This window comes from Pseudomonas sp. NFX98, from assembly GCF_047784845.1.
Classification (GTDB): domain Bacteria; phylum Pseudomonadota; class Gammaproteobacteria; order Pseudomonadales; family Pseudomonadaceae; genus Aquipseudomonas.
The window spans coordinates 187,861-207,966 of record NZ_JBLNNF010000014.1; the positions used below are offsets into that span (position 1 = coordinate 187,861).

18 protein-coding genes and 1 pseudogene are annotated in these 20,106 nt (G+C 60.0%); 14 read left to right on the plus strand and 5 right to left on the minus strand.

Going from position 1 to position 20,106, the window contains the following annotated elements:
* Window positions 1–2,385, minus strand: a complete 2,385-nt coding sequence (locus ACM110_RS19840) for a 7TM diverse intracellular signaling domain-containing protein (protein WP_416129094.1) — start codon at window positions 2,383–2,385, stop codon at window positions 1–3.
* A 302-nt stretch (window positions 2,386–2,687) separates the two neighbouring features.
* Between ACM110_RS19840 and ACM110_RS19845 the strand changes: the two genes are divergently transcribed.
* The 4 genes from ACM110_RS19845 (at window position 2,688) to ACM110_RS19860 (ending at window position 6,231) form a co-directional block, all read left to right on the plus strand.
* Window positions 2,688–3,485 (plus strand): hydroxymethylpyrimidine/phosphomethylpyrimidine kinase, encoded by a 798-nt coding sequence (locus ACM110_RS19845; protein ID WP_416129095.1) that lies wholly within the window; start codon window positions 2,688–2,690, stop codon window positions 3,483–3,485.
* A 32-nt stretch (window positions 3,486–3,517) separates the two neighbouring features.
* Window positions 3,518–4,141, plus strand: coding sequence for a thiamine phosphate synthase (gene thiE / locus ACM110_RS19850; protein ID WP_416129096.1), 624 nt, complete (start codon window positions 3,518–3,520; stop codon window positions 4,139–4,141).
* Window positions 4,142–4,167: 26 nt separating this feature from the next.
* Entirely contained in the window at window positions 4,168–5,451 is a 1,284-nt protein-coding gene (hemL, locus tag ACM110_RS19855) for a glutamate-1-semialdehyde 2,1-aminomutase (RefSeq protein ID WP_416129097.1), read from the plus strand.
* A gap of 225 nt (window positions 5,452–5,676) precedes the next feature.
* Window positions 5,677–6,231, plus strand: a complete 555-nt coding sequence (locus ACM110_RS19860; protein ID WP_338583276.1) for a tetratricopeptide repeat protein — start codon at window positions 5,677–5,679, stop codon at window positions 6,229–6,231.
* 123 nt (window positions 6,232–6,354) lie between these two features.
* Here ACM110_RS19860 and ACM110_RS19865 read toward each other — a convergent pair whose 3' ends face one another.
* Window positions 6,355–6,684, minus strand: coding sequence for a DUF1820 family protein (locus tag ACM110_RS19865; RefSeq protein WP_077045543.1), 330 nt, complete (start codon window positions 6,682–6,684; stop codon window positions 6,355–6,357).
* Between the two features lie 136 nt (window positions 6,685–6,820).
* On the opposite strand from ACM110_RS19865, the gene miaB reads away from it, so the two are divergent.
* The 5 genes from miaB (at window position 6,821) to lnt (ending at window position 12,241) form a co-directional block, all read left to right on the plus strand.
* The gene (miaB, locus tag ACM110_RS19870; RefSeq protein ID WP_416129098.1) at window positions 6,821–8,149 is read left to right on the plus strand and encodes a tRNA (N6-isopentenyl adenosine(37)-C2)-methylthiotransferase MiaB; all 1,329 of its coding nucleotides are present in this window, start codon (window positions 6,821–6,823) and stop codon (window positions 8,147–8,149) included.
* A gap of 215 nt (window positions 8,150–8,364) precedes the next feature.
* Window positions 8,365–9,369, plus strand: coding sequence for a PhoH family protein (locus tag ACM110_RS19875; RefSeq protein ID WP_416129099.1), 1,005 nt, complete (start codon window positions 8,365–8,367; stop codon window positions 9,367–9,369).
* Complete coding sequence (ybeY, locus tag ACM110_RS19880; RefSeq protein ID WP_416129100.1) at window positions 9,362–9,856, plus strand: rRNA maturation RNase YbeY; 495 nt, start codon at window positions 9,362–9,364, stop codon at window positions 9,854–9,856. The genes ACM110_RS19875 and ybeY overlap by 8 nt, the downstream gene beginning before the upstream one ends.
* Before the next feature lie 5 nt (window positions 9,857–9,861).
* Window positions 9,862–10,701, plus strand: a complete 840-nt coding sequence (locus ACM110_RS19885) for an HlyC/CorC family transporter (RefSeq protein ID WP_338583281.1) — start codon at window positions 9,862–9,864, stop codon at window positions 10,699–10,701.
* A gap of 16 nt (window positions 10,702–10,717) precedes the next feature.
* Window positions 10,718–12,241, plus strand: coding sequence for an apolipoprotein N-acyltransferase (gene lnt / locus ACM110_RS19890; protein ID WP_416129101.1), 1,524 nt, complete (start codon window positions 10,718–10,720; stop codon window positions 12,239–12,241).
* A 114-nt stretch (window positions 12,242–12,355) separates the two neighbouring features.
* On the opposite strand, the gene ACM110_RS19895 is transcribed toward lnt, so the two are convergent.
* Together ACM110_RS19895 and ACM110_RS19900 are read right to left on the minus strand one after the other, a co-directional pair.
* Window positions 12,356–13,117 carry a YdcF family protein gene (locus ACM110_RS19895; protein ID WP_416129102.1) on the minus strand — a complete coding sequence of 254 codons (762 nt, stop codon included), beginning with the start codon at window positions 13,115–13,117 and terminating at the stop codon, window positions 12,356–12,358.
* A 105-nt stretch (window positions 13,118–13,222) separates the two neighbouring features.
* Window positions 13,223–13,543 carry a hypothetical protein gene (locus ACM110_RS19900; RefSeq protein ID WP_416129103.1) on the minus strand — a complete coding sequence of 107 codons (321 nt, stop codon included), beginning with the start codon at window positions 13,541–13,543 and terminating at the stop codon, window positions 13,223–13,225.
* Window positions 13,544–13,823: 280 nt separating this feature from the next.
* Between ACM110_RS19900 and leuS the strand changes: the two genes are divergently transcribed.
* The 5 genes from leuS (at window position 13,824) to ACM110_RS19925 (ending at window position 19,932) form a co-directional block, all read left to right on the plus strand.
* Window positions 13,824–16,430 (plus strand): leucine--tRNA ligase, encoded by a 2,607-nt coding sequence (leuS, locus tag ACM110_RS19905; protein WP_416129104.1) that lies wholly within the window; start codon window positions 13,824–13,826, stop codon window positions 16,428–16,430.
* Window positions 16,431–16,517: 87 nt separating this feature from the next.
* Window positions 16,518–17,123 (plus strand): LPS assembly lipoprotein LptE, encoded by a 606-nt coding sequence (gene lptE / locus ACM110_RS19910; protein ID WP_416129105.1) that lies wholly within the window; start codon window positions 16,518–16,520, stop codon window positions 17,121–17,123.
* Between the two features lie 39 nt (window positions 17,124–17,162).
* Window positions 17,163–18,200 (plus strand): DNA polymerase III subunit delta, encoded by a 1,038-nt coding sequence (holA, locus tag ACM110_RS19915; RefSeq protein ID WP_416129106.1) that lies wholly within the window; start codon window positions 17,163–17,165, stop codon window positions 18,198–18,200.
* Between the two features lie 182 nt (window positions 18,201–18,382).
* Window positions 18,383–18,547: an alternative ribosome rescue factor ArfA gene (arfA, locus tag ACM110_RS19920; protein ID WP_003237016.1), complete on the plus strand. Its 165-nt coding sequence runs from the start codon at window positions 18,383–18,385 to the stop codon at window positions 18,545–18,547.
* 62 nt (window positions 18,548–18,609) lie between these two features.
* Window positions 18,610–19,932: a lytic murein transglycosylase gene (locus tag ACM110_RS19925; protein WP_416129107.1), complete on the plus strand. Its 1,323-nt coding sequence runs from the start codon at window positions 18,610–18,612 to the stop codon at window positions 19,930–19,932.
* 69 nt (window positions 19,933–20,001) lie between these two features.
* Here ACM110_RS19925 and ACM110_RS19930 read toward each other — a convergent pair.
* A pseudogene (locus tag ACM110_RS19930) lies at window positions 20,002–20,106 on the minus strand (IS110 family transposase); the annotation flags it as partial.

Below are 20,106 nucleotides of genomic sequence, written 5' to 3' on the forward strand. Positions count from 1 at the left end.
CTAAATGTCGGCGCTTTCGCCCTGCTTTGGGCAGAGCACTCGGCGATAGAGTGCCGCCTGCAAGTCTTCGAATTTCACTGGTTTACTCAGATGATCGATCAGCGCGCCGGTCGGGCAACGCTCCCGATCCACGCCCAACGCGATCACGAACACCGGCAATTCGGCGCAGCCCGGCAAGGCGCGGATCTGGCAGCAAACCGACACGCCGTCCAACGGCTGCAGATCGCAATCGAGCAATACCGCGTCAAAGCTTTCATGCTGCAGGAAACCCAGCGCGGCGCTGCCGGTGTCAGCGGTACGCACCCGGAACCCGAGCTTGAGCAACATGCCGCGCATCACCAGTTGATTGATGTTGTTGTCATCCACCAGCAGCACGGTGCAATCCTGCGGCAGTCGCAGGCGCGGAAAGTCCCGGGTCATGAAAGGCGCTGACGGAACCTCGACGGCCGGGACTTCGAACTCGACGTCGAGCTGGAAGCGACTGCCACGCCCAGGCTCGGAGCGGTGCGTTAGGCGGCCACCGAGCAATTCCACCAGTTGCCGGCAGATCGCCAGGCCGACACCCAGTCCGCCGTATTCGCGGGTCATTGAACTGTCGAGCTGGAAAAACCGCTGATACATCGTCGCCTCGCCCAGATCGGTAAAACCGATTCCGGTGTCGATCACCGCAAAGGACAACGCCAGGCGATCGGGATTGACCGTTTTGCCCGTCACCCGCAGCGCCAAGCCACCGACCCGGGTGAACTTGATGGCGTTATCCAACAGGCATTCCAGACACTGCGCCAACTTGGCGCTGTCGCCGTGCAGGCGATCCGGCACGCCCGGCGCCACGTCGACCTTGAAGTCCAGCGACTTGCTCGACGCATTGCCGTCGAACTGCACGCGCAACGCCTCGACCACGCCGCGCAGACTGAAAGTAGACGGCGAAGCCTTGAGTTTGCCTGCCTGCAACTCGGTCAGCGTGAGAATGCCGTTAACCATACGCATCATGTCCCGCGCCGAGCCGGCGGCCGTTTGCTGGTACTGCTCAAGCTCCGGGTCCATTTCAACGGTTTGCATCAGCTCCAGCGAACCGATCACGCCGTTCATCGGCGTGCGCAATTCATGGGTCAGGGTCGCGAGGAATTCGTCCTTGAGCTGGTTACTGCGCGCCAGTTGCTGGTTGAGGACTTCGAGTTTTTGCCCGGCGTCGAGCAGGGTTTGCGCCTGCTGCTCGCGCATGGCGTTGATGCGGTCGGCCAGCGCCAGCGACAGCAGCGCCACTTCGATGGCCGAGCCGATCTGGCTGGAGTACATGGTCAGGAACACGTTCGGCAGATAACCCAGCACCATCAGGGTATTGACGATGCCGCCAAGCAAGAACGCCGACCAGGCAATGATGAAATAACGCGCAACCCGCAGCCCGCGCAGCCAGGCGAATATCCCCGCGGCAAAAATCACCACGGTGAAGGTCAGCGCCAGGGCCGTTGCCAGACGCAAGGCCAAGGCATAGCTGGTCATCAGCGACAGGCCGACCACCAATGCACTGAACGCCACCAACGCCAGCAACAAGCGATCAAGCCAGCGGCTGTGGGTAGCCGTCTGCAAAAAGCTGCGGGCGAACTGGCTGCCGAACAGCCCGGCACAGCCGATGAAAAACGGCGTCGCCGCATTGGCCCACCAGGGATTGTTCGGCCAGAAGTACTGCACGGCCGCGCCGTTCACCGACAACTGATACAGACCGAACGAGGCGATGTAGAAGATGTAATAGAGGTAACTGGTGTCGCGCACGCTCAGATAAATGAACAGGTTGTAGACCAGCATCCCCAGCAACACACCGTAGATCAGGCCCAGTACATACAGCCGAATGGGTTGTTCTTCGAGGTACGCGGTGCTCGACCATAACGTCACCGGCGCCTGGATCGAGCCTTGGCTTTGCAGGCGCAGGTACACGGTTTGCGCTTGGCCGGGGGTGAAATCGAGGCTGAACAGATAGTTGTTCTGGCGGATCTCGCGAGTGGCGAACGGCAAGGCATCGCCGGTCTGGCGAACCGATTGATAGTTGCCGGCCGAATCAGGCAAGTACAGGTCGAGGTGATCCAGGGGCGGATAGGCCAGTTCCAGCAACCAGGTCCGTTGCGCAGCCGGGTTGGTCGGGCGGTATTGCAGGTCGATCTTCAGCCAGAACACTGAACGCGAGTAACCGGCATTGAGGGTGGCTTTATCGTGACGCTTGAAGTTACCGGTTGCTGCTTGCGCACGCACATCCGCGATGGTCGCCTGGCCACCGGCGTCTTCGAACACTTGCAGGGATCGGCCCAAGGGGAGGCTTTGAGTGAACTCATCGAATTCGACGGCGCTCGCCAACAAGGGCAAACACAATAGCAACATCAGCAAATAGCGCATTTATGCCCCAGCATGGCCTGTCCGGTCCTGTCAGGAAGCCCCCCATTCCTTTTGAGTAGACGTAAAACCGGTGTTACCTGTTATTGGTTTGGATCCACTCTAGCATAGCCGTTGATGGCCATTGAGCACTACAGAAATTTTTCTTACAAAGGCTCTAGAACGGGCGTTCCAGCGAAGATATTTGAGATAGAGCTGTTGAGTCGGTCAGATCGCGAAAACTCCGAAAAAACGCGGCTGTTTTCCTGTTCCGAGTTTATGGGTCGCCCCCCGAAAAAAGATGTTTGGTGGTAAGCTCGCGCACCATGAATATCTACAGCTCTCGCCCCGTTGTCCTCTGTCTCTCCGGCCACGACCCAAGTGGTGGCGCCGGCTTGCAGGCAGATATCGAAGCCCTGCTCGCTCAGGGTTGCCATGCGGCTCCGGCCGTCACCGCCCTGACCGTGCAAGACACCGTCAATGTCACTGACTTTCGCGTCCTCGACCGTGAGTGGGTGTTGGCCCAGGCCAATGCCGTGCTCAACGACTCCGAAGTCGCTGCCGTCAAACTGGGCATGCTCGGTTCCCTGGAAATGGTCGACACTGTAGTCGAACTGCTCTCGGCGCACCCGCATTTGCCAGTGGTCTGCGACCCGGTGCTGCGCGCCGGCGGTGGCGGACGATTAGGCAAGGACGAAGTCGGCTACGCCATGCGCGAACGCCTGCTGCCCCTGTCGATCATTGCGACCCCTAACCTTCCCGAAGCCCGGATCCTCGCCGAACTGCCTGAAGGCACCGCGGACGAGTGCGCTGAAAAACTCCTGCCGTTCGTCAAACACCTGCTGATCACCGGCGGCCATGGCAGTGAAACCGAAATCCACAATCGCCTGTACAGCCGCGATGGCCTGCGCGAAACCTACACCTGCCAGCGTCTTCCAGGTAGCTACCACGGTTCCGGCTGCACCCTGGCCAGCGCGCTGGCCGGTCGTCTGGCTCAGGGCGAAAACCTCGCCAGCGCCGTACAGACTGCACTTAACTACACGTGGCGCACCCTGCGTGATGCCGAGCAATTGGGCAAAGGTCAGTTCGTGCCGCGCCGCCTGCCACTGGACTTCTGTTCGTAACTTTCAATTCGTGACGCGGTGAGGCTTGCCTGATGAAACTACGTGGCCTGTACGCCATTACCGACAGCCAGCTACTGGCCGGTAGATTTCTTTCGTACGTGGAGGCGGCGCTGGAAGGCGGCGTCACCCTGCTGCAATACCGCGACAAGAGCAGCGACGAGGCCCGTCGTCTGCGCGAGGCCGAAGCCCTGCGCGATTTGTGCGAACGCTACAAGACCCAGCTGATCATCAATGACGACGCCGAGCTGGCGGCACGCCTGAACGTCGGCGTGCACCTGGGTCAGACCGATGGCCCGCTGTCGCCGACCCGCGCCCTGCTCGGTTCCAAAGCGATTATCGGCTCGACCTGCCACGCGCAAATCGAACTGGCTGAACAAGCCACAAAAGAAGGCGCCAGTTACGTCGCCTTCGGCCGCTTCTTCAATTCCAGCACCAAGCCCGGCGCGCCGACCTGCACCCTCGAACTGCTCGACCAGGCCCGCCGGCAATTGCATCTGCCGATCTGCGCGATTGGCGGCATCACCCTGGAGAACGCCGCCCCGCTGGTGGCCCATGGGGTCGATCTGCTGGCCGTGGTGCATGGCCTGTTTGGCGCAGAGAGCACGGCCGAAGTGACCCGCCGCGCCCGCGCCTTTAACGAATTGCTTTCCATTTAAGCTGCATAAAATCTGAGAACCCGATCATGTCTCGTTCCGAAACCCTGTTTGCCAATGCCCAGAAACACATCCCCGGTGGTGTGAACTCCCCAGTCCGCGCGTTCAAGAGCGTGGGCGGCACGCCGTTGTTCTTCAAGCACGCCGAAGGCGCCTACGTCACTGACGAAGACGACAAGCGTTATGTGGATTACGTCGGTTCCTGGGGCCCGATGATTCTCGGCCACAGCCATCCGGACGTCTTGGACGCAGTGCGTAAGCAACTGGAACACGGCCTGTCCTACGGCGCGCCGACCGAGATGGAAACCCAGATGGCTGATCTGGTCTGCTCGCTCGTGCCGTCGATGGAAATGGTGCGCATGGTCAGCTCCGGCACCGAAGCGACCATGAGCGCGATCCGTCTGGCCCGTGGTTTCACCGGTCGCGACAGCATCATCAAGTTCGAAGGCTGCTACCACGGCCACTCCGACAGCCTGCTGGTCAAGGCCGGTTCCGGCGCCCTGACCCAAGGCGTGCCGAGCTCGGCCGGTGTGCCGGCGGCGTTTGCCAAACACACTTTGACTTTGCCGTTCAACGACATCGATGCCGTTGAAGTGATGCTCGCCGAAGTCGGCCAGGACGTGGCCTGCATCATCGTCGAGCCGGTCGCCGGCAACATGAACTGCGTGCCTCCGGCACCGGGTTTCCTCGAAGGCCTGCGCACCCTGTGCGACAAGCACGGCGTGGTGTTGATTTTCGACGAAGTGATGACCGGTTTCCGCGTCGCCCTCGGTGGTGCCCAGGCTCACTACGGCGTGACGCCGGACCTGACCACTTTCGGCAAGATCATCGGCGGCGGCATGCCGGTCGGCTGCTTCGGCGGCAAACGCGACATCATGCAGCGCATCGCACCGCTGGGCCCGGTCTACCAGGCCGGTACGCTGTCGGGTAACCCGCTGGCGATGGCGGCCGGCCTGACCACCCTGCGCCTGATCAGCCGTCCGGGCTTCCACGCCGAACTGACCGACTACACCACGCGCCTGCTCGATGGCCTGCAAGTGCGCGCCGATGCGGCGGGCATCCCGTTTGTAACGACTCAGGCAGGTGGTATGTTCGGTCTGTACTTCAGCGGTGCCGATGACATCGTGACTTTCGAAGATGTCATGGCCAGCGACGCCGCTCTGTTCGGCCGCTTCTTCCACTTGATGCTGGAAGGCGGTGTGTACCTGGCACCGAGCGCGTTCGAAGCCGGATTCACCTCGATCGCCCATGGCGAAGCCGAGCTGAAACTGACCCTGAATGCCGCCGAGCGCGCATTCGCTGCATTGAAATAACGCTGTACCGCTGACGTTGGCCATTGCCAGCGTCAGCTTTCACCTACACTCCCGCGTTTTTTCCGACTCACCTGCCAACAATTGCCCGCAAAGTGAGCGATATATTTCCCGCGCAGCAGAAAAACGAGTAAAGACTTTGTAAGGTTGGCCCTGCTTATTTCATAATGCGCGCTTATTGGATCCCCTCGATGGGTCCGCGCGCCCTTCAGAGGTAAGTCGATTCCCATGAACCGCACCGGCCGCGCCCTTTCACTGGGCTGCCTGTTGCTCCTTCAGCCCCTGCTCGCGCTCGCACAAGCAGGCGGTAACTCGTTGTTAATCCCAGCGATGGGTCGCTGCACCCTCAATACCCAGCCGCAAGACCTGGCACAGGCACTCGCCGCCTGCCAGAAAGCGTCGGATGAAGGGGATGCCCAAGCGCAATACGAGTTGGGTGAGTTCTACTACGAAGGCAAAAATGCGCCGCGCGATCTCAATCAAGCCCTGAGCTACTTCGAAAAAGCCTCGTTGCAAGGCCACGCCCAGGCGCAATTCAAACTCGGCACCATGTTCTTCCACGGCGAAGGCGTTCCGGCCAATAACGTTCAGGCTTACATTCTGCTGAAGATGGCGGCGGTCAACGGCGCTGAAGATGCACTGGATACCGCCGACGAAGTCACCGAGAAAATGCCCCGCCAGGAGCTGGAAGTCGCCACTCAGGTGCTCGGGCAGATCTTTCGCAAGTATCTGATGGAATTGCAGAGCGCCGATGGGCGTACGCCGTTCTCGCCGCTTCCCTGATTTCTGCTCTGAATTGACTGTCCCCATCGCGAGCAAGCTCGCTCCCACAGTTGAGCTCCAGTATTTGGAAGATCCAATGTGGGAGCGAGCTTGCTCGCGATTGGGACAACTTGGTCTTGAGCCTTACTTCTCAGGCATCGGCACCGGAAACGGCATCACATTGCCGACCGCGCCGCGGGCTTCGCTGATTTTCGGCGTGCCCAGGCGCTCGACTTCATCGATGCGCACGATCGAATGCATCGGCACGAAACTGCGCACAACGCCTTCGAACTGAGCCTTGAGCTTCTCTTCGCTCGGGTCGACGACCACTTGCGTGCGCTCGCCAAAGACGAACTCTTCCACTTCCAGAAAGCCCCACAGATCACTTTGATAGATCTGCTTGGCGTACATTTCGAACACCTGGCCCTGGTTGAGGAAAATCACCTTGTAGATTGGAGCTTCACGTTTGGTCATGGTGGGCGAGCAACACATCGGGGGATAAAAATGAGGGCGCGAACTATAGCATAGCCATCGGACGCGCAGCGGTAGGAACCTGGGTACATGTTCCCTATAATGCGCGGTTCTTTGAATCACGTGATGACTCTATTCCATGGCCAAGAAGCTTTACATCGAAACCCACGGTTGCCAGATGAACGAGTACGACAGCTCGCGCATGGTCGATCTGCTGGGCGAACACCAGGCCCTGGAAGTCACCGCACGCGCTGAAGACGCGGACGTGATCCTGCTCAACACCTGCTCGATCCGCGAACGTGCCCAGGACCGTGTCTATTCGCAGCTCGGCCGCTGGCGCGAACTGAAACTGGCCAACCCGGACATGGTAATCGCCGTCGGCGGTTGCGTGGCCAGCCAGGAAGGCGCGGCCATCCGCGACCGCGCGCCGTACGTCGACGTGGTGTTCGGTCCGCAGACTTTGCACCGTCTCCCGGAAATGATCGACGCCGCACGTATCACCAAGTTGCCGCAAGTCGACGTCTCGTTCCCGGAAATCGAAAAATTCGATCACCTGCCCGAGCCACGCATCGACGGGCCGAGCGCCTATGTGTCGGTGATGGAGGGTTGCAGCAAGTACTGCACGTTCTGCGTGGTGCCCTACACCCGTGGTGAAGAAGTCAGCCGCCCGTTCGACGACGTGATTGCCGAGATCATTCATCTGGCCGAAAACGGCGTGCGCGAAGTGACGCTGCTGGGGCAGAACGTCAACGGTTATCGCGGCACGACCCATGACGGACGCCTGGCCGATCTGGCCGAGTTGATCCGCGTGGTCGCCGCGGTCGACGGCATCGACCGCATCCGCTACACCACTTCGCACCCACTGGAATTCTCCGACAGCCTGATCCAGGCCCATGCCGACGTGCCTGAGCTGGTGAAGCACCTGCACTTGCCGGTGCAATCGGGTTCGGACCGCATCCTCGCCGCGATGAAGCGCAACCACACGGCGCTGGAATACAAATCCAAACTGCGCAAGTTGCGGGCCGCCGTGCCGGGCATCTGCATCAGTTCGGATTTCATCGTCGGCTTCCCCGGCGAGACCGAGAAAGACTTCGAGCAGACCATGAAGCTGATCGAGGATGTAGGCTTCGACTTCTCCTATTCGTTCGTCTACAGCCAGCGTCCGGGCACACCAGCCGCCGATCTGGCCGACGAAACGCCGGAAGCGCTGAAAAAAGAACGCCTGAATGCCCTGCAACATCGCCTGAACCAGCAAGGTTTCGAGATCAGCCGACAAATGGTCGGCTCGATCCAGCGGATTTTGGTAACCGATTATTCGAAAAAGGACCCCGGCGAGCTGCAAGGCCGGACCGAGAATAACCGTATCGTCAACTTCCGCTGCGACAATCCGACCTTGATCGGGCAGTTCGCCGACGTGCACATCGATGCGGCTCAACCGCACTCGCTGCGGGGCTCGTTGATCCCATAACAACGAAGATCCCTGTGGGAGCTGGCTTGCCAGCGATAGGGCCAGCAAGTCCGACAAAGATGTCGTCAGTTACGTCGCCATCGCTGGCAAGCCAGCTCCCACAGTGAACTGCATTGTTCTTGAGAATGGATTGATCCATTTAAGAGCTTTCGCACCCAGCCCACTGGCGCTATCCTTGATTCATCACTATTGCCCCAGGGCGGCTAAATACGACCTTGAACGCACCCATCGAACCACATCGTTTCATCCTCGAGCCTTTTGAGGCTCGCCGCTTCGCCAATCTGTGCGGGCAATTCGACGAGCATCTGCGCTTGATCGAACAGCGCCTGACCATCGAGATCCGCAACCGCGGAAACCAGTTCGAACTGATCGGCGAGCCCAAACACACCACCTCCGCGGAAAATCTCCTGCGCCGCCTGTACCGGGAAACCAAGGGTACCGAGCTGTCGCCGGACACGGTTCACCTGTTCCTGCAGGAATCCGCTGTCGAAGAGCTGGACAACCACTCGCCCGCCGAAGCCTCCGTCGCCCTGCGCACCAAGAAAGGCATGATTCGCCCTCGCGGCTTGAATCAGCTGCGCTACGTGAAGGAAATCCTCGGTAACGACATCAATTTCGGCATCGGCCCGGCCGGTACCGGCAAGACCTATCTGGCCGTTGCGTGCGCGGTAGACGCGCTGGAACGCGAGCAAATCCGCCGCATCCTGCTGGTGCGTCCGGCGGTCGAAGCGGGTGAAAAACTCGGCTTCCTGCCCGGCGACCTGTCGCAGAAAATCGACCCGTACCTGCGCCCGCTCTACGACGCCCTGTACGAAATGCTCGGCTTCGAATACGTCGCCAAGCTGATCGAACGCCAGGTCATTGAAGTTGCGCCACTGGCCTACATGCGCGGCCGTACGCTGAACAACAGCTTCATCATTCTCGACGAAAGCCAGAACACCACCGTCGAGCAAATGAAAATGTTCCTGACCCGGATCGGCTTCGGCTCCACAGCGGTCATCACCGGTGACATCACCCAGGTCGACCTACCCAAAGGTACCAAGTCCGGGTTGCACCACGTGATCGAAGTACTGAAAGACGTACCGGGAATCAGCTTTACCCATTTCGCGCCCAAGGACGTTGTGCGTCATCCGTTGGTGCAGCGCATTGTCGAGGCCTATGAGCGCTTCGAGAATCGTGTGGCTGATGAAGCACCCAAGGACACCCGCCGCGATGCTTGAGCTTGACCTGCAAATCGCGACCGAAGCGCCCGCCCCCAGCGAAGCCGAGTTCCGCCAATGGTGCGAACTGGCCCTGCGCCAGCGCACCGCCGACTCCGAAATGACCATTCGCCTGGTCGACGAAGCCGAAGGCCGCGAGCTCAATCACACCTGGCGGCAAAAGGATTACGCCACTAACGTCTTGTCGTTCCCCGCCGATGTGCCGGACGAATTTCTCGACATCCCGCTGCTGGGCGATCTGGTGATCTGCGTGGCCGTGGTCGAGCGCGAGGCCGCCGAACAAGGCAAGGAACTCAAGGCCCATTGGGCGCATCTGGTGATTCATGGCTGCTTGCATCTGCTGGGTTACGACCATATAGATGACGACGAAGCCGAAGAGATGGAAGCGCTGGAACGAACGTTGCTTGCAGAGCTGGGCTATCCCGATCCGTACGCGGACGACGAAACCGAAACATCCCTTACCGAAACAACAAAGGATTCAGAGTAATCGCTATGAGCGAAGATCGATCGAGCAACGGGCAAAAGTCATGGCTGGGTAAGCTCACCCAGGCTTTTGCCCACGAGCCGAAAAACCGCCAGGAGCTGCTGGAGCTGCTGCGCGATGCACATCAGAACAAACTGCTGGACAGCGAAGCGCTGGCCATCGTCGAAGGCGCCATCCAGGTGGCTGACCTGCAAGTGCGGGACATCATGGTCCCGCGTTCGCAGATGATCAGCATCAAGGCGACCCAGACACCTCGCGAGTTCCTGCCCGCCGTGGTCGACTCGGCCCACTCCCGCTACCCGGTGATCGGCGAAAGCCACGATGACGTGATGGGCGTGTTGCTGGCCAAGGACTTGCTGCCGTTGATCCTCAAGGAGAACGGCGACAACTTCAACATCAAGGATTTGCTGCGTCCGGCCACCTTCGTGCCGGAATCCAAGCGCCTGAATGTGTTGCTGCGCGAGTTCCGCGCCAACCACAACCACATGGCCATCGTCATTGACGAGTACGGCGGCGTGGCGGGCCTGGTGACCATTGAAGACGTGCTGGAGCAAATCGTCGGCGACATCGAAGACGAGCACGACGTCGAAGAAGACAGCTATATCAAGCCGCTGCCCAGCGGTGACTTCCTGATCAAGGCCCTGACGCCGATCGAGAACTTCAACGAGTTCTTCGACAGCGAATTCTCCGACGACGAGTTCGACACCGTCGGCGGTCTGGTGATGAGCGCATTCGGGCACTTGCCAAAACGCAACGAAATCACTGAAATCGGCGCCTATCGCTTCCGCATCCTGAATGCCGACAGCCGTCGCATTCATTTGCTACGTTTGACGCCTATCGCCCGGTAAAAATTTAAGGATTGAAATGCGCTGGACAACCCGCCCCGGCTGGCCCGGTAACCTGCTGGCCGTGGCGGCCGGTGCAATCACCACACTGGCCCTGGCGCCGTTCGATATCTGGCCGCTGGCCTTGCTGGCGGTCGGGCTGTTTTATGCCGGGCTGCGTGAGCTGAATCCTCGCCAGGCGCTGGGCCGTGGCTGGTGCTTCGGTTTCGGCCTGTTTGGCGCCGGCACCAGCTGGATCTACTACAGCATTCACCACTTCGGTGGCGCATCGGTGTTGCTGGCCGGTTTCCTGATGCTGATTTTCACGGCAGCGATTGCCTGGTTCTTCGCCCTACCCGCCTGGATCTGGGCGCGCTGGCTACGGCGCAACGAAGCACCGCTGGCCGATGCCTTGGCATTCGCCGCGTTGTGGGTTGGCCAGGAAGCGTTCCGGGGCTGGTTTCTCACCGGTTTCCCGTGGCTTTATTCCGGCTACAGCCAACTCGACGGCCCATTGACCGGGCTTGCCCCCGTCGGTGGCATGTGGCTGATTTCCTTTACCCTGGCCCTGACCGCAGCGTTGATCTACAACGGCATGCGCCTGGTTCGTACCGGCCGTAAAGCTTTCATCGCGGTCGGCGCCCTGCTGCTGGTCGGCCCGTGGGTATCCGGTATGGCACTCAAGCATCACGCCTGGACCAGCCCGTCGGGTGCGCCACTGAGTGTCGCGGCGATTCAGGGCAATATCGAACAAAGCATGAAATGGGACCCGGCGCAGCTCAACGCCCAACTGGCGCTGTATCGCGACATGAGTCTCAGCTCCAGGCGCGCCGACCTGCTGATCTGGCCGGAAACCGCGGTACCGGTGCTAAAGGAGTCCGCACAGGGCTACCTGGACATGATGGGCAAATTCGCCGCTGAACGGGGCTCGGCACTGATTACCGGCGTGCCGATTCGCGAAGTCGTCCGTCATGAGAAACGCTTCTTCAACGGCATTACCGTGGTCGGCGAAGGCGATGGCACCTATCTCAAGCAGAAACTCGTGCCGTTCGGTGAATACGTGCCGCTGCAGGATGTGCTGCGCGGGCTGATCGCATTCTTTGACTTGCCGATGTCGGACTTCGCCCGCGGCCCGGCCGACCAGGCCATGTTGCAGGCGAAGGGTTACCAGATCGCGCCGTTCATCTGCTACGAAGTGGTGTATCCGGAGTTCGCCGCCGGCCTGGCCGCGCAAAGCGATCTGTTGCTGACCATCAGCAATGACACCTGGTTCGGTACTTCAATCGGTCCGCTGCAACATTTGCAGATGGCACAGATGCGCGCATTGGAAGCGGGTCGCTGGATGATCCGTGCCACCAACAATGGCGTGACCGGCCTGATCAACCCGTTTGGCCAGATCACCGAACAGATTCCGCAATTCGAGCGGGGCATCCTGTACGGCGAAGTCGTGCCGATGCACAACCTGACGCCGTATCTGCAATGGCGCTCGTGGCCGCTGATCATTGTTTGCGTGCTGTTGTTTGGCTGGGCGCTGGTTGCGAGCCGGATGGCGAAAACCGTTTGAACATCGCGGTGATTGCATAAAAGATCGCAGCCTCGTTTCACTCGACAGCTCCTACAGGGAATTACGTGCTCTGTAGGAGCTGTCGAGTGAAACGAGGCTGCGATCTTGTCGATTTCAGCGGTAGAAAAGCGAATACCCGATCTGCCCCACCACCTCGTTCATCAGCTGCCCGCTGCGCCAGATCGCCTTGAACTCCGGCATCCATCCGCCCAGTGGCTCGGCATTGGCAACACCCAGGAAGCCCACCGGTGCCGACACCACCTCAAATCCGGCCTTTCTGAAACTCCAGACCGCTCGCGGCATGTTCGCGGCTTGCGTGACGACCACAACACGCTTGATGCCTTCGGGCAGCAATACCTTGGCCGTCAATTGCGCGTTTTCCCAGGTCGTACGACTCTGATCCTCCTGCCAACGCACTGTCACGCCGAAATCGTCGCGCAAGGAATCCGCCATGATCTGCGCTTCACTTGGTGGGGCGCCGTAATGCAGCCCGCCGCTGGTCAGCACCGGCAAGCCGGAAGCCTTGGCCAGGCGCGCCGCGTAGCGTTGGCGCTCCAATCCGACACCCGTGGGCTGGTCGACATTCCAGGCCACATCACCCTGCTCACGCCCCGATCCCAGCACCACGATTGCATCGGCACGCTGCCCCAGGGTTGACCATTCCTCGCGGGCCAGCGGCGGTTCACGCTCGACCAAACCGGCGCTCCATTGCACCACGACCGGCAGGCTCATCAGCCACAATCCGCCCAGCCCCAAGGCAAAGCACAGACCGGCAAGCCGCGGTCTTGAGCGGCGCCACCACCACGCAAGTATCAGCAACAGGATAAGAATGCCAGGCGGCATCAAAAGGTGTTTTACGAAATAACGAAAAGGCATCGAGCATCTCCCTGAGATGCCCGAAGCCTAAGTGGTTTGACGCAGTGCGACAATAAATACGGAAGGACTATGCTTCAAAAAATCATGGAGCATGGCTCTGTGCCCTTACTTGAACTGCATAGACCGGACCTTTACCGCGTCTCTGCCGGGGACCTTGTCCTTGAGCCAGATAATCTTGGCTGAACGTGGTGCGTCGAGTTGCTTCACTGCTTCGGACAAGCATCCGTGTGTCTCACGTTCACTGCGATCCAGATACGCCTTGACCAGGGCAAACTCTGCGGGGCTCAGGCCACGCAATTCCAGCTCCAGCGGACGTTCATCGCGCAGCCGGCCAGCGGTTTTTGCCGCTTCCAGGGCCATGCCCAGACGATCGATCAGTCTTTCGTACAGCTCCGGTTTTGTAGCTTTTTGCTGTGAATCAACCATCCCTCACCTCATTGGAAGATAAGACCTACTCCCCAGTTAGAGCTTAGCTTCCATGAACAAACCGGCTGGACGCCGCGACCAACGGCCCTCGCAGCGGTTTTCGCGAGACGCGCGGCAGTAATCAGGGTTTCCCTCGGTAGAGTGCGGTCATGTATGCTACGGCGCTTCCTGTAACTCCACTTCCAGCTCGACTGGGCACCGAAACGCCGAATTGGCGCATTCATCGTCCAGCGTTGCATTGAAGAGGATTAGGCCACCCCTATTCAGTTCAAAAGTAGCCATGCACGAACAATATCAGCCCCGTGAAATCGAAGCCGCCGCCCAGTCGTTCTGGGACGAGCAAAAGTCCTTTGAAGTCAGTGAACAGCCAGGCAAGGAGACTTACTACTGCCTGTCGATGTTCCCTTACCCCAGCGGCAAGCTACACATGGGGCACGTGCGCAACTACACCATCGGCGACGTGATCTCCCGCTACCAGCGCATGCAAGGCAAGAACGTCCTGCAACCCATGGGTTGGGACGCCTTCGGCATGCCGGCGGAAAATGCCGCGATGAAGAACAACGTAGCGCCCGCCAAATGGACCTACGAAAACATCGCCTACATGAAAACCCAGCTGCGCAGCCTGGGCCTGGCGGTGGACTGGTCGCGCGAAGTGACCACCTGCAAGCCTGATTACTACCGCTGGGAACAATGGCTGTTCACTCGCCTGTTCGAAAAAGGTGTGATCTACAAGAAAAGCGGCACCGTGAACTGGGACCCGATCGACCAGACCGTTCTGGCCAACGAACAGGTGATCGACGGTCGCGGCTGGCGTTCCGGCGCGCTGATCGAAAAGCGCGAAATCCCGATGTACTACTTCAAGATCACCGCCTACGCGGATGAGCTGCTGGAGAGTCTCGACGAATTGCCGGGCTGGCCTGAACAGGTCAAGACCATGCAGCGCAACTGGATCGGCAAATCCCGCGGCATGGAAGTGCAGTTCCCGTACAACGTCGACTCCATCGGCGAAACCGGCACACTGAAAGTCTTCACCACCCGTCCGGACACCCTGATGGGCGCGACTTACGTCGCCGTAGCCGCTGAACACCATCTGGCTACCCTGGCCGCGCAGAACAACCCTGAGCTGCAAGCGTTCATCGCTGAATGCAAAGGTGGCAGCGTGGCTGAAGCCGACGTCGCCACTCAAGAGAAAAAAGGTGTGCCGACCGGCCTGTTCGTCGAGCACCCGCTGACGGGCGAAAAACTGCCGGTCTGGGTCGCCAACTATGTGCTGATGCACTACGGCGACGGCGCGGTGATGGCGGTGCCGGCTCACGACGAGCGCGATTTCGAATTCGCCCACAAGTACAACCTGCCGATCAAATCCGTGGTGCGCACCAGCTCCGGTGACACTAACCCGTCGCCATGGCAAGACGCCTACGGCGAGCACGGCACGCTGATCAATTCCGGCGAGTTCGACGGTCTCGACTTTGCCGGCGCCTTCGACGCCATCGAAGTCGCACTGATCAAGAAAGAACTGGGCGCCTCGCGTACCCAGTTCCGTCTGCGTGACTGGGGCATCAGCCGCCAGCGTTACTGGGGCTGCCCGATCCCGATCATCCACTGCACCACCTGCGGTGACGTGCCGGTGCCGGAAGATCAACTGCCGGTCGTGCTGCCGGAAGACGTGGTGCCGGACGGCGCCGGTTCGCCACTGGCGCGCATGCCCGAGTTCTACGAGTGCAGCTGCCCGAAATGCGGCCAGCCTGCCAAGCGTGAAACCGACACCATGGACACCTTCGTCGAGTCTTCCTGGTATTACGCCCGTTACGCCTCCCCTCAGTATGAAGGCGGCCTGGTGGAAAAATCGGCGGCCGACCACTGGTTGCCGGTGGATCAGTACATCGGCGGTATCGAACACGCGATTCTTCACCTGCTCTACGCGCGCTTCTTCCACAAGCTGATGCGCGACGAAGGCCTGGTGAGTTCCAACGAGCCGTTCAAGAACCTGCTGACCCAAGGCATGGTGATCGCCGAAACTTACTATCGTCGCGAAGCCAATGGCGCCTACACCTGGTTCAACCCGGCGGACGTCGAGCTTGAGCGTGACAGCAAAGCCAAGGTCATCAGCGCCAAACTGAAATCCGACGGTTTGCCGGTGGAAATCGGCGGCACCGAGAAGATGGCCAAGTCCAAGAATAACGGCGTCGACCCACAGTCGATGATTGACCAGTTCGGCGCAGACACCTGCCGCCTGTTCATGATGTTCGCCTCGCCACCTGACATGAGCGCGGAATGGTCCGACTCCGGCGTTGAAGGTTCGCACCGCTTCCTCAAGCGAGTCTGGCGCCTGGCTCAGGCCCATGTCACTCAAGGCCTGCCGGGCAAACTGGACGTCGCCAGCCTGAATGACGAACAAAAAGCTGTTCGTCGCTCGATCCACCTGGCCATCAAGCAGGCCAGCCAGGACGTCGGCCAGAACCACAAATTCAACACCGCCATCGCCCAGGTGATGACGCTGATGAACGTGCTGGAAAAAGCCGCGCAAGCCACCGAACAGGATCGCGCACTGATTCACGAAGGTCTGGAAACCGTGACCCTGCTGCTGGCTCCGATCACGCCGCACATCAGCCATGAGCTGTGGAACCAACTGGGCCACGCTGATGCGGTGATCGACGCCGGTTGGCCGGTGCAAGACGACAGCGCGCTGGTGCAGGACAGCCTGACGCTGGTCATCCAGGTCAACGGCAAGCTGCGCGGCCAGATCGAAATGCCGGCCAGCGCGACACGCGAAGAAGTCGAAGCCGCCGCACGTGCCAACGAAAACGTGTTGCGCTTCGTCGATGGCCTGACTATTCGTAAAGTGATCGTGGTGCCTGGGAAACTGGTCAACATCGTCGCCAGCTAATTGGATCGGGCGTCAGGTTCGCCTGGCGCCAAGTAAAACCTTTCGGGCCGCATGATCGGCCCACATGGTTTCAAGGGGAGCAACACAATGATCAAACGCAATTTGCTGGTAATGGGCCTCGCGGTTCTACTGAGCGCCTGCGGTTTCCAGCTGCGCGGCACCGGCACCAATGAACTGGCGATCAAGGAACTGGACCTCAGTGCACGCAACGCCTATGGCGAAACCGTGACCCAACTGCGTCAGGTGCTCGATAGCAGCGGCGTCAAGATCTACACCGGTGCACCCTACAAACTGGTGCTGACCGATGAGCAGGAAAGCCAGCGCATCCTCAGCTACGCGGGCGCGGGTCGGACCGGTGAGTATCAGTTGAACACAGTGCTCAGCTACAACATCCTCAGCCAGGGCAACCTGTCGCTGATCGACGACAAGCTCGAAGTACAAAAAGTCTTCATCCACGATGGCAACAACCTCGCGGGCTCCGACCAGGAAGCCAACGATGCACGCAAGGACATGCGTCGCGAACTGGTGCAACGCATGATGCTGCGCCTGCAGCAACTCACGCCGACCCAGCTTGCCCAGCTGCAACAGACTGCCGAAGCGAAGGCCAAGGCAGAGGCAGCAGCTCTTGAAGCTGCACAGAAGGCTGAAGCGGAAACCCCGCGTCAGTCGCCTATCGAACTGCCGCAGCAGTAAGACTTACGGGGCGCTCAGGCGCCCCGTTCGCCCTCTCCTATGAAGCTCGCTCCCGCCCAACTCGCCAAACACCTGCAAGGTGCCCTCGCGCCGGTCTATGTGATCAGCGGCGATGACCCTTTGCTGTGTCAGGAAGCCGCTGACGCAATCCGCACCGCCGCTCGTCAGCAGGGTTTCGACGAACGCCAGGTCTTCGCCGCCGATGCCAGTTTCGACTGGGGCACGTTGCTGCAAGCCGGTGCCAGCATGTCGCTGTTCGCCGAAAAGCGTCTTCTGGAACTGCGCCTGCCCTCCGGCAAGCCGGGTGACAAAGGTGCTGCAGCCCTCATCGAATACTGCTCGCGACCGGCCGAAGACACCCTATTGCTGATCAGCCTGCCGAAGCTCGATGGCAGTGCGCAGAAAACCAAATGGGGCAAGGCGCTGGTCGAAGGCCAACAGACTCAGTTCGTGCAGATCTGGCCGGTGGATGCCAACCAACTGCCGAGCTGGATCCGCCAGCGTCTGTCCCAGGCCGGGCTTTCTGCAAGTCAGGACGCCGTCGAGCTGATCGCTGCGCGAGTCGAAGGCAACCTGCTGGCCGCCGCCCAGGAAATCGAAAAGCTCAAACTGATGGCCGAGGGCGGTCAGATCACCGTCGAAACCGTGCAGGCTGCGGTGGCCGACAGTGCGCGCTTCGATGTCTTCGGGTTGACCGATGCAATTCTCAACGGCGAAGCCGCCCACGCACTACGCATGCTCGAAGGGCTGCGCGGTGAAGGCGTCGAGCCACCGGTGATACTCTGGGCGTTGGCCCGGGAGCTGCGTCTGTTGGCCAATATTTCCCTGCAATACAGTCAGGGCACGCCGCTGGACAAGGCCTTCAGCCAGGCCAAACCACCGGTTTGGGACAAGCGCAAACCACTGATGAGCAAGGCCCTGCAACGCTACTCGGCGCAACGCTGGGCGCAGTTGCTGCTCGAAGCACAACGTATCGACGCGCAGATCAAAGGCCAGTCTGCCGGTTCGCCGTGGATGAGCTTGAGTCGATTGACGTTGTTGATGGCTGGCCAGAGATTGTCGTTGCCTGCCGAATAAATCAAAGATCGCAGCCTGCGGCAGCTCCTACAAGAGATCGCTTTCTTATGTAGGAGTTGCCGCAGGCTGCGATCTTTTGATCTTCCTTCCTACAAAACCCGCATCCATCCGCCCTATAGACAGAACCCCGACTTCGGCAGATTATTGCCCCCGCAAAACCCACTCAATCGAGAGATATCACCATGAGCAAAAAGCCGTCCAAACACGGCCCCAACAAGGCCAAATCCATCATCGCCCAGCCACTGTTCCGCAGCCGTCAGGAACGAGCCGGCAAGGGCAAAGGCAGCTACCGCCGCGAAGCCTTCCAGTCTGATAGCTGGGAGGCTTCTTACTTTCTGGCGGCCTGAAAGGCAAGCATCCGCTCAACATGTTAAGGTCTGTACCTGATCCGTATTTCCTGGACCCGTGCATGCCCTTTTGTCTTTCCCGTCGTTGGCACCTGCGCCAATTGATTGCTGCCTCCAGCCTCGTTTTGCTAGTCGCCTGCGCGGAAAAACCCACCGCCGCCGACGCCCAGCCGCTTCAATCCTTCCCCGTCGCCACCGCCCCAGCGGTCATTCCGCCTGTGGTTCCAAACGGTGAAAATCTCGATATCCAGCCAACCCAGACCTTCGCCGAATGGCAGGCGGGTTTCCGCAAGGATGCCCTTGCCGCTGGTATCCGCGCCGATCTGTTCGATCGCGCTTTCGCCAATGTCAGCTTCGACCCCAGTGTGATTCGTGCCGATCGCAGCCAGCCGGAATTCGCAAAACCGGTGTGGGAATACCTCGATGGCGCCCTGTCACCGCTGCGGGTTCGCAAAGGCCAGGCACTGGTCGAGCAATATGCCGGCGTTCTGCAAAGCATCGAACAGCGTTATGGCGTCGATCGTCAGGCGCTGGTTGCCGTGTGGGGCATGGAGAGTAACTTCGGTCAGTTCCAGGGCAGCAAGTCGGTGATCAATTCTCTGGCAACCCTGGCCTACGAAGGCCGCCGCCCAGGATTTGCCCACGCGCAATTGATCGCCGCACTGCAAATCCTGCAACAGGGGGATATCGAACCCGAGAAAATGCTCGGTTCGTGGGCCGGCGCCATGGGCCAGACCCAGTTCATACCGACCACCTACAACACCCACGCCGTGGATTTCGATGGCGACGGCCGTCGCGATATCTGGGGCAGTTCGGCTGACGCGCTGGCCTCGACCGCGCATTACCTGCAGAGCTCTGGCTGGCAGAGAGGTCAACCATGGGGCTTTGAAGTCCAGCTTCCGAGCGGCTTCAATTACGTGCTGGCCGATGGCACGATTCGCAAGAGTGTCGCCGAGTGGCGGCAACTGGGAGTTACGCTGCCAAACGGTGGCCAGGTTCCGGCAGGCTCAGAGCAATTGTCCGCGGCGCTGCTGTTGCCGGCAGGCTATCGAGGCCCGGCCTTCCTGGTCCTCGATAACTTCCGTGCGATTCTCAAGTACAACAACTCGTCGTCCTATGCCTTGGGAGTGAGCCTGTTGTCCGAGCGCTTCAATGGCGCGGGGCTGATCAGTGGCACGTGGCCAAAAGATGACCTGCCGCTGAGCCGCACCGAGCGGATCGAACTGCAAAACCTGCTGAGCGCCCAGAACTACGACGCGGGCACTGCGGACGGCATCATCGGTGCAAATACGCGCAAGGCGATCCGTAGTGCACAGCAGTCGTTTGGCTGGCCGGCGGATGGTTATCCGACGCACAAGTTGCTGGAAGGTTTGCGTAACCGCTAAAAGCAAAAGATCGCAGCCTTCGGCAGCTCCTACAAGGTTTGTGTACACCTGTAGATACCGTCTTGAACCTCACCGGGCAAGCGCAAGTTTCGGGTCGTAGGGCTGGCCCGACTTGAGTACGCCGTAAACGAAGTGCAGCAGCTTTCGCATCGCCGCACAAATGATCTGCTTGGG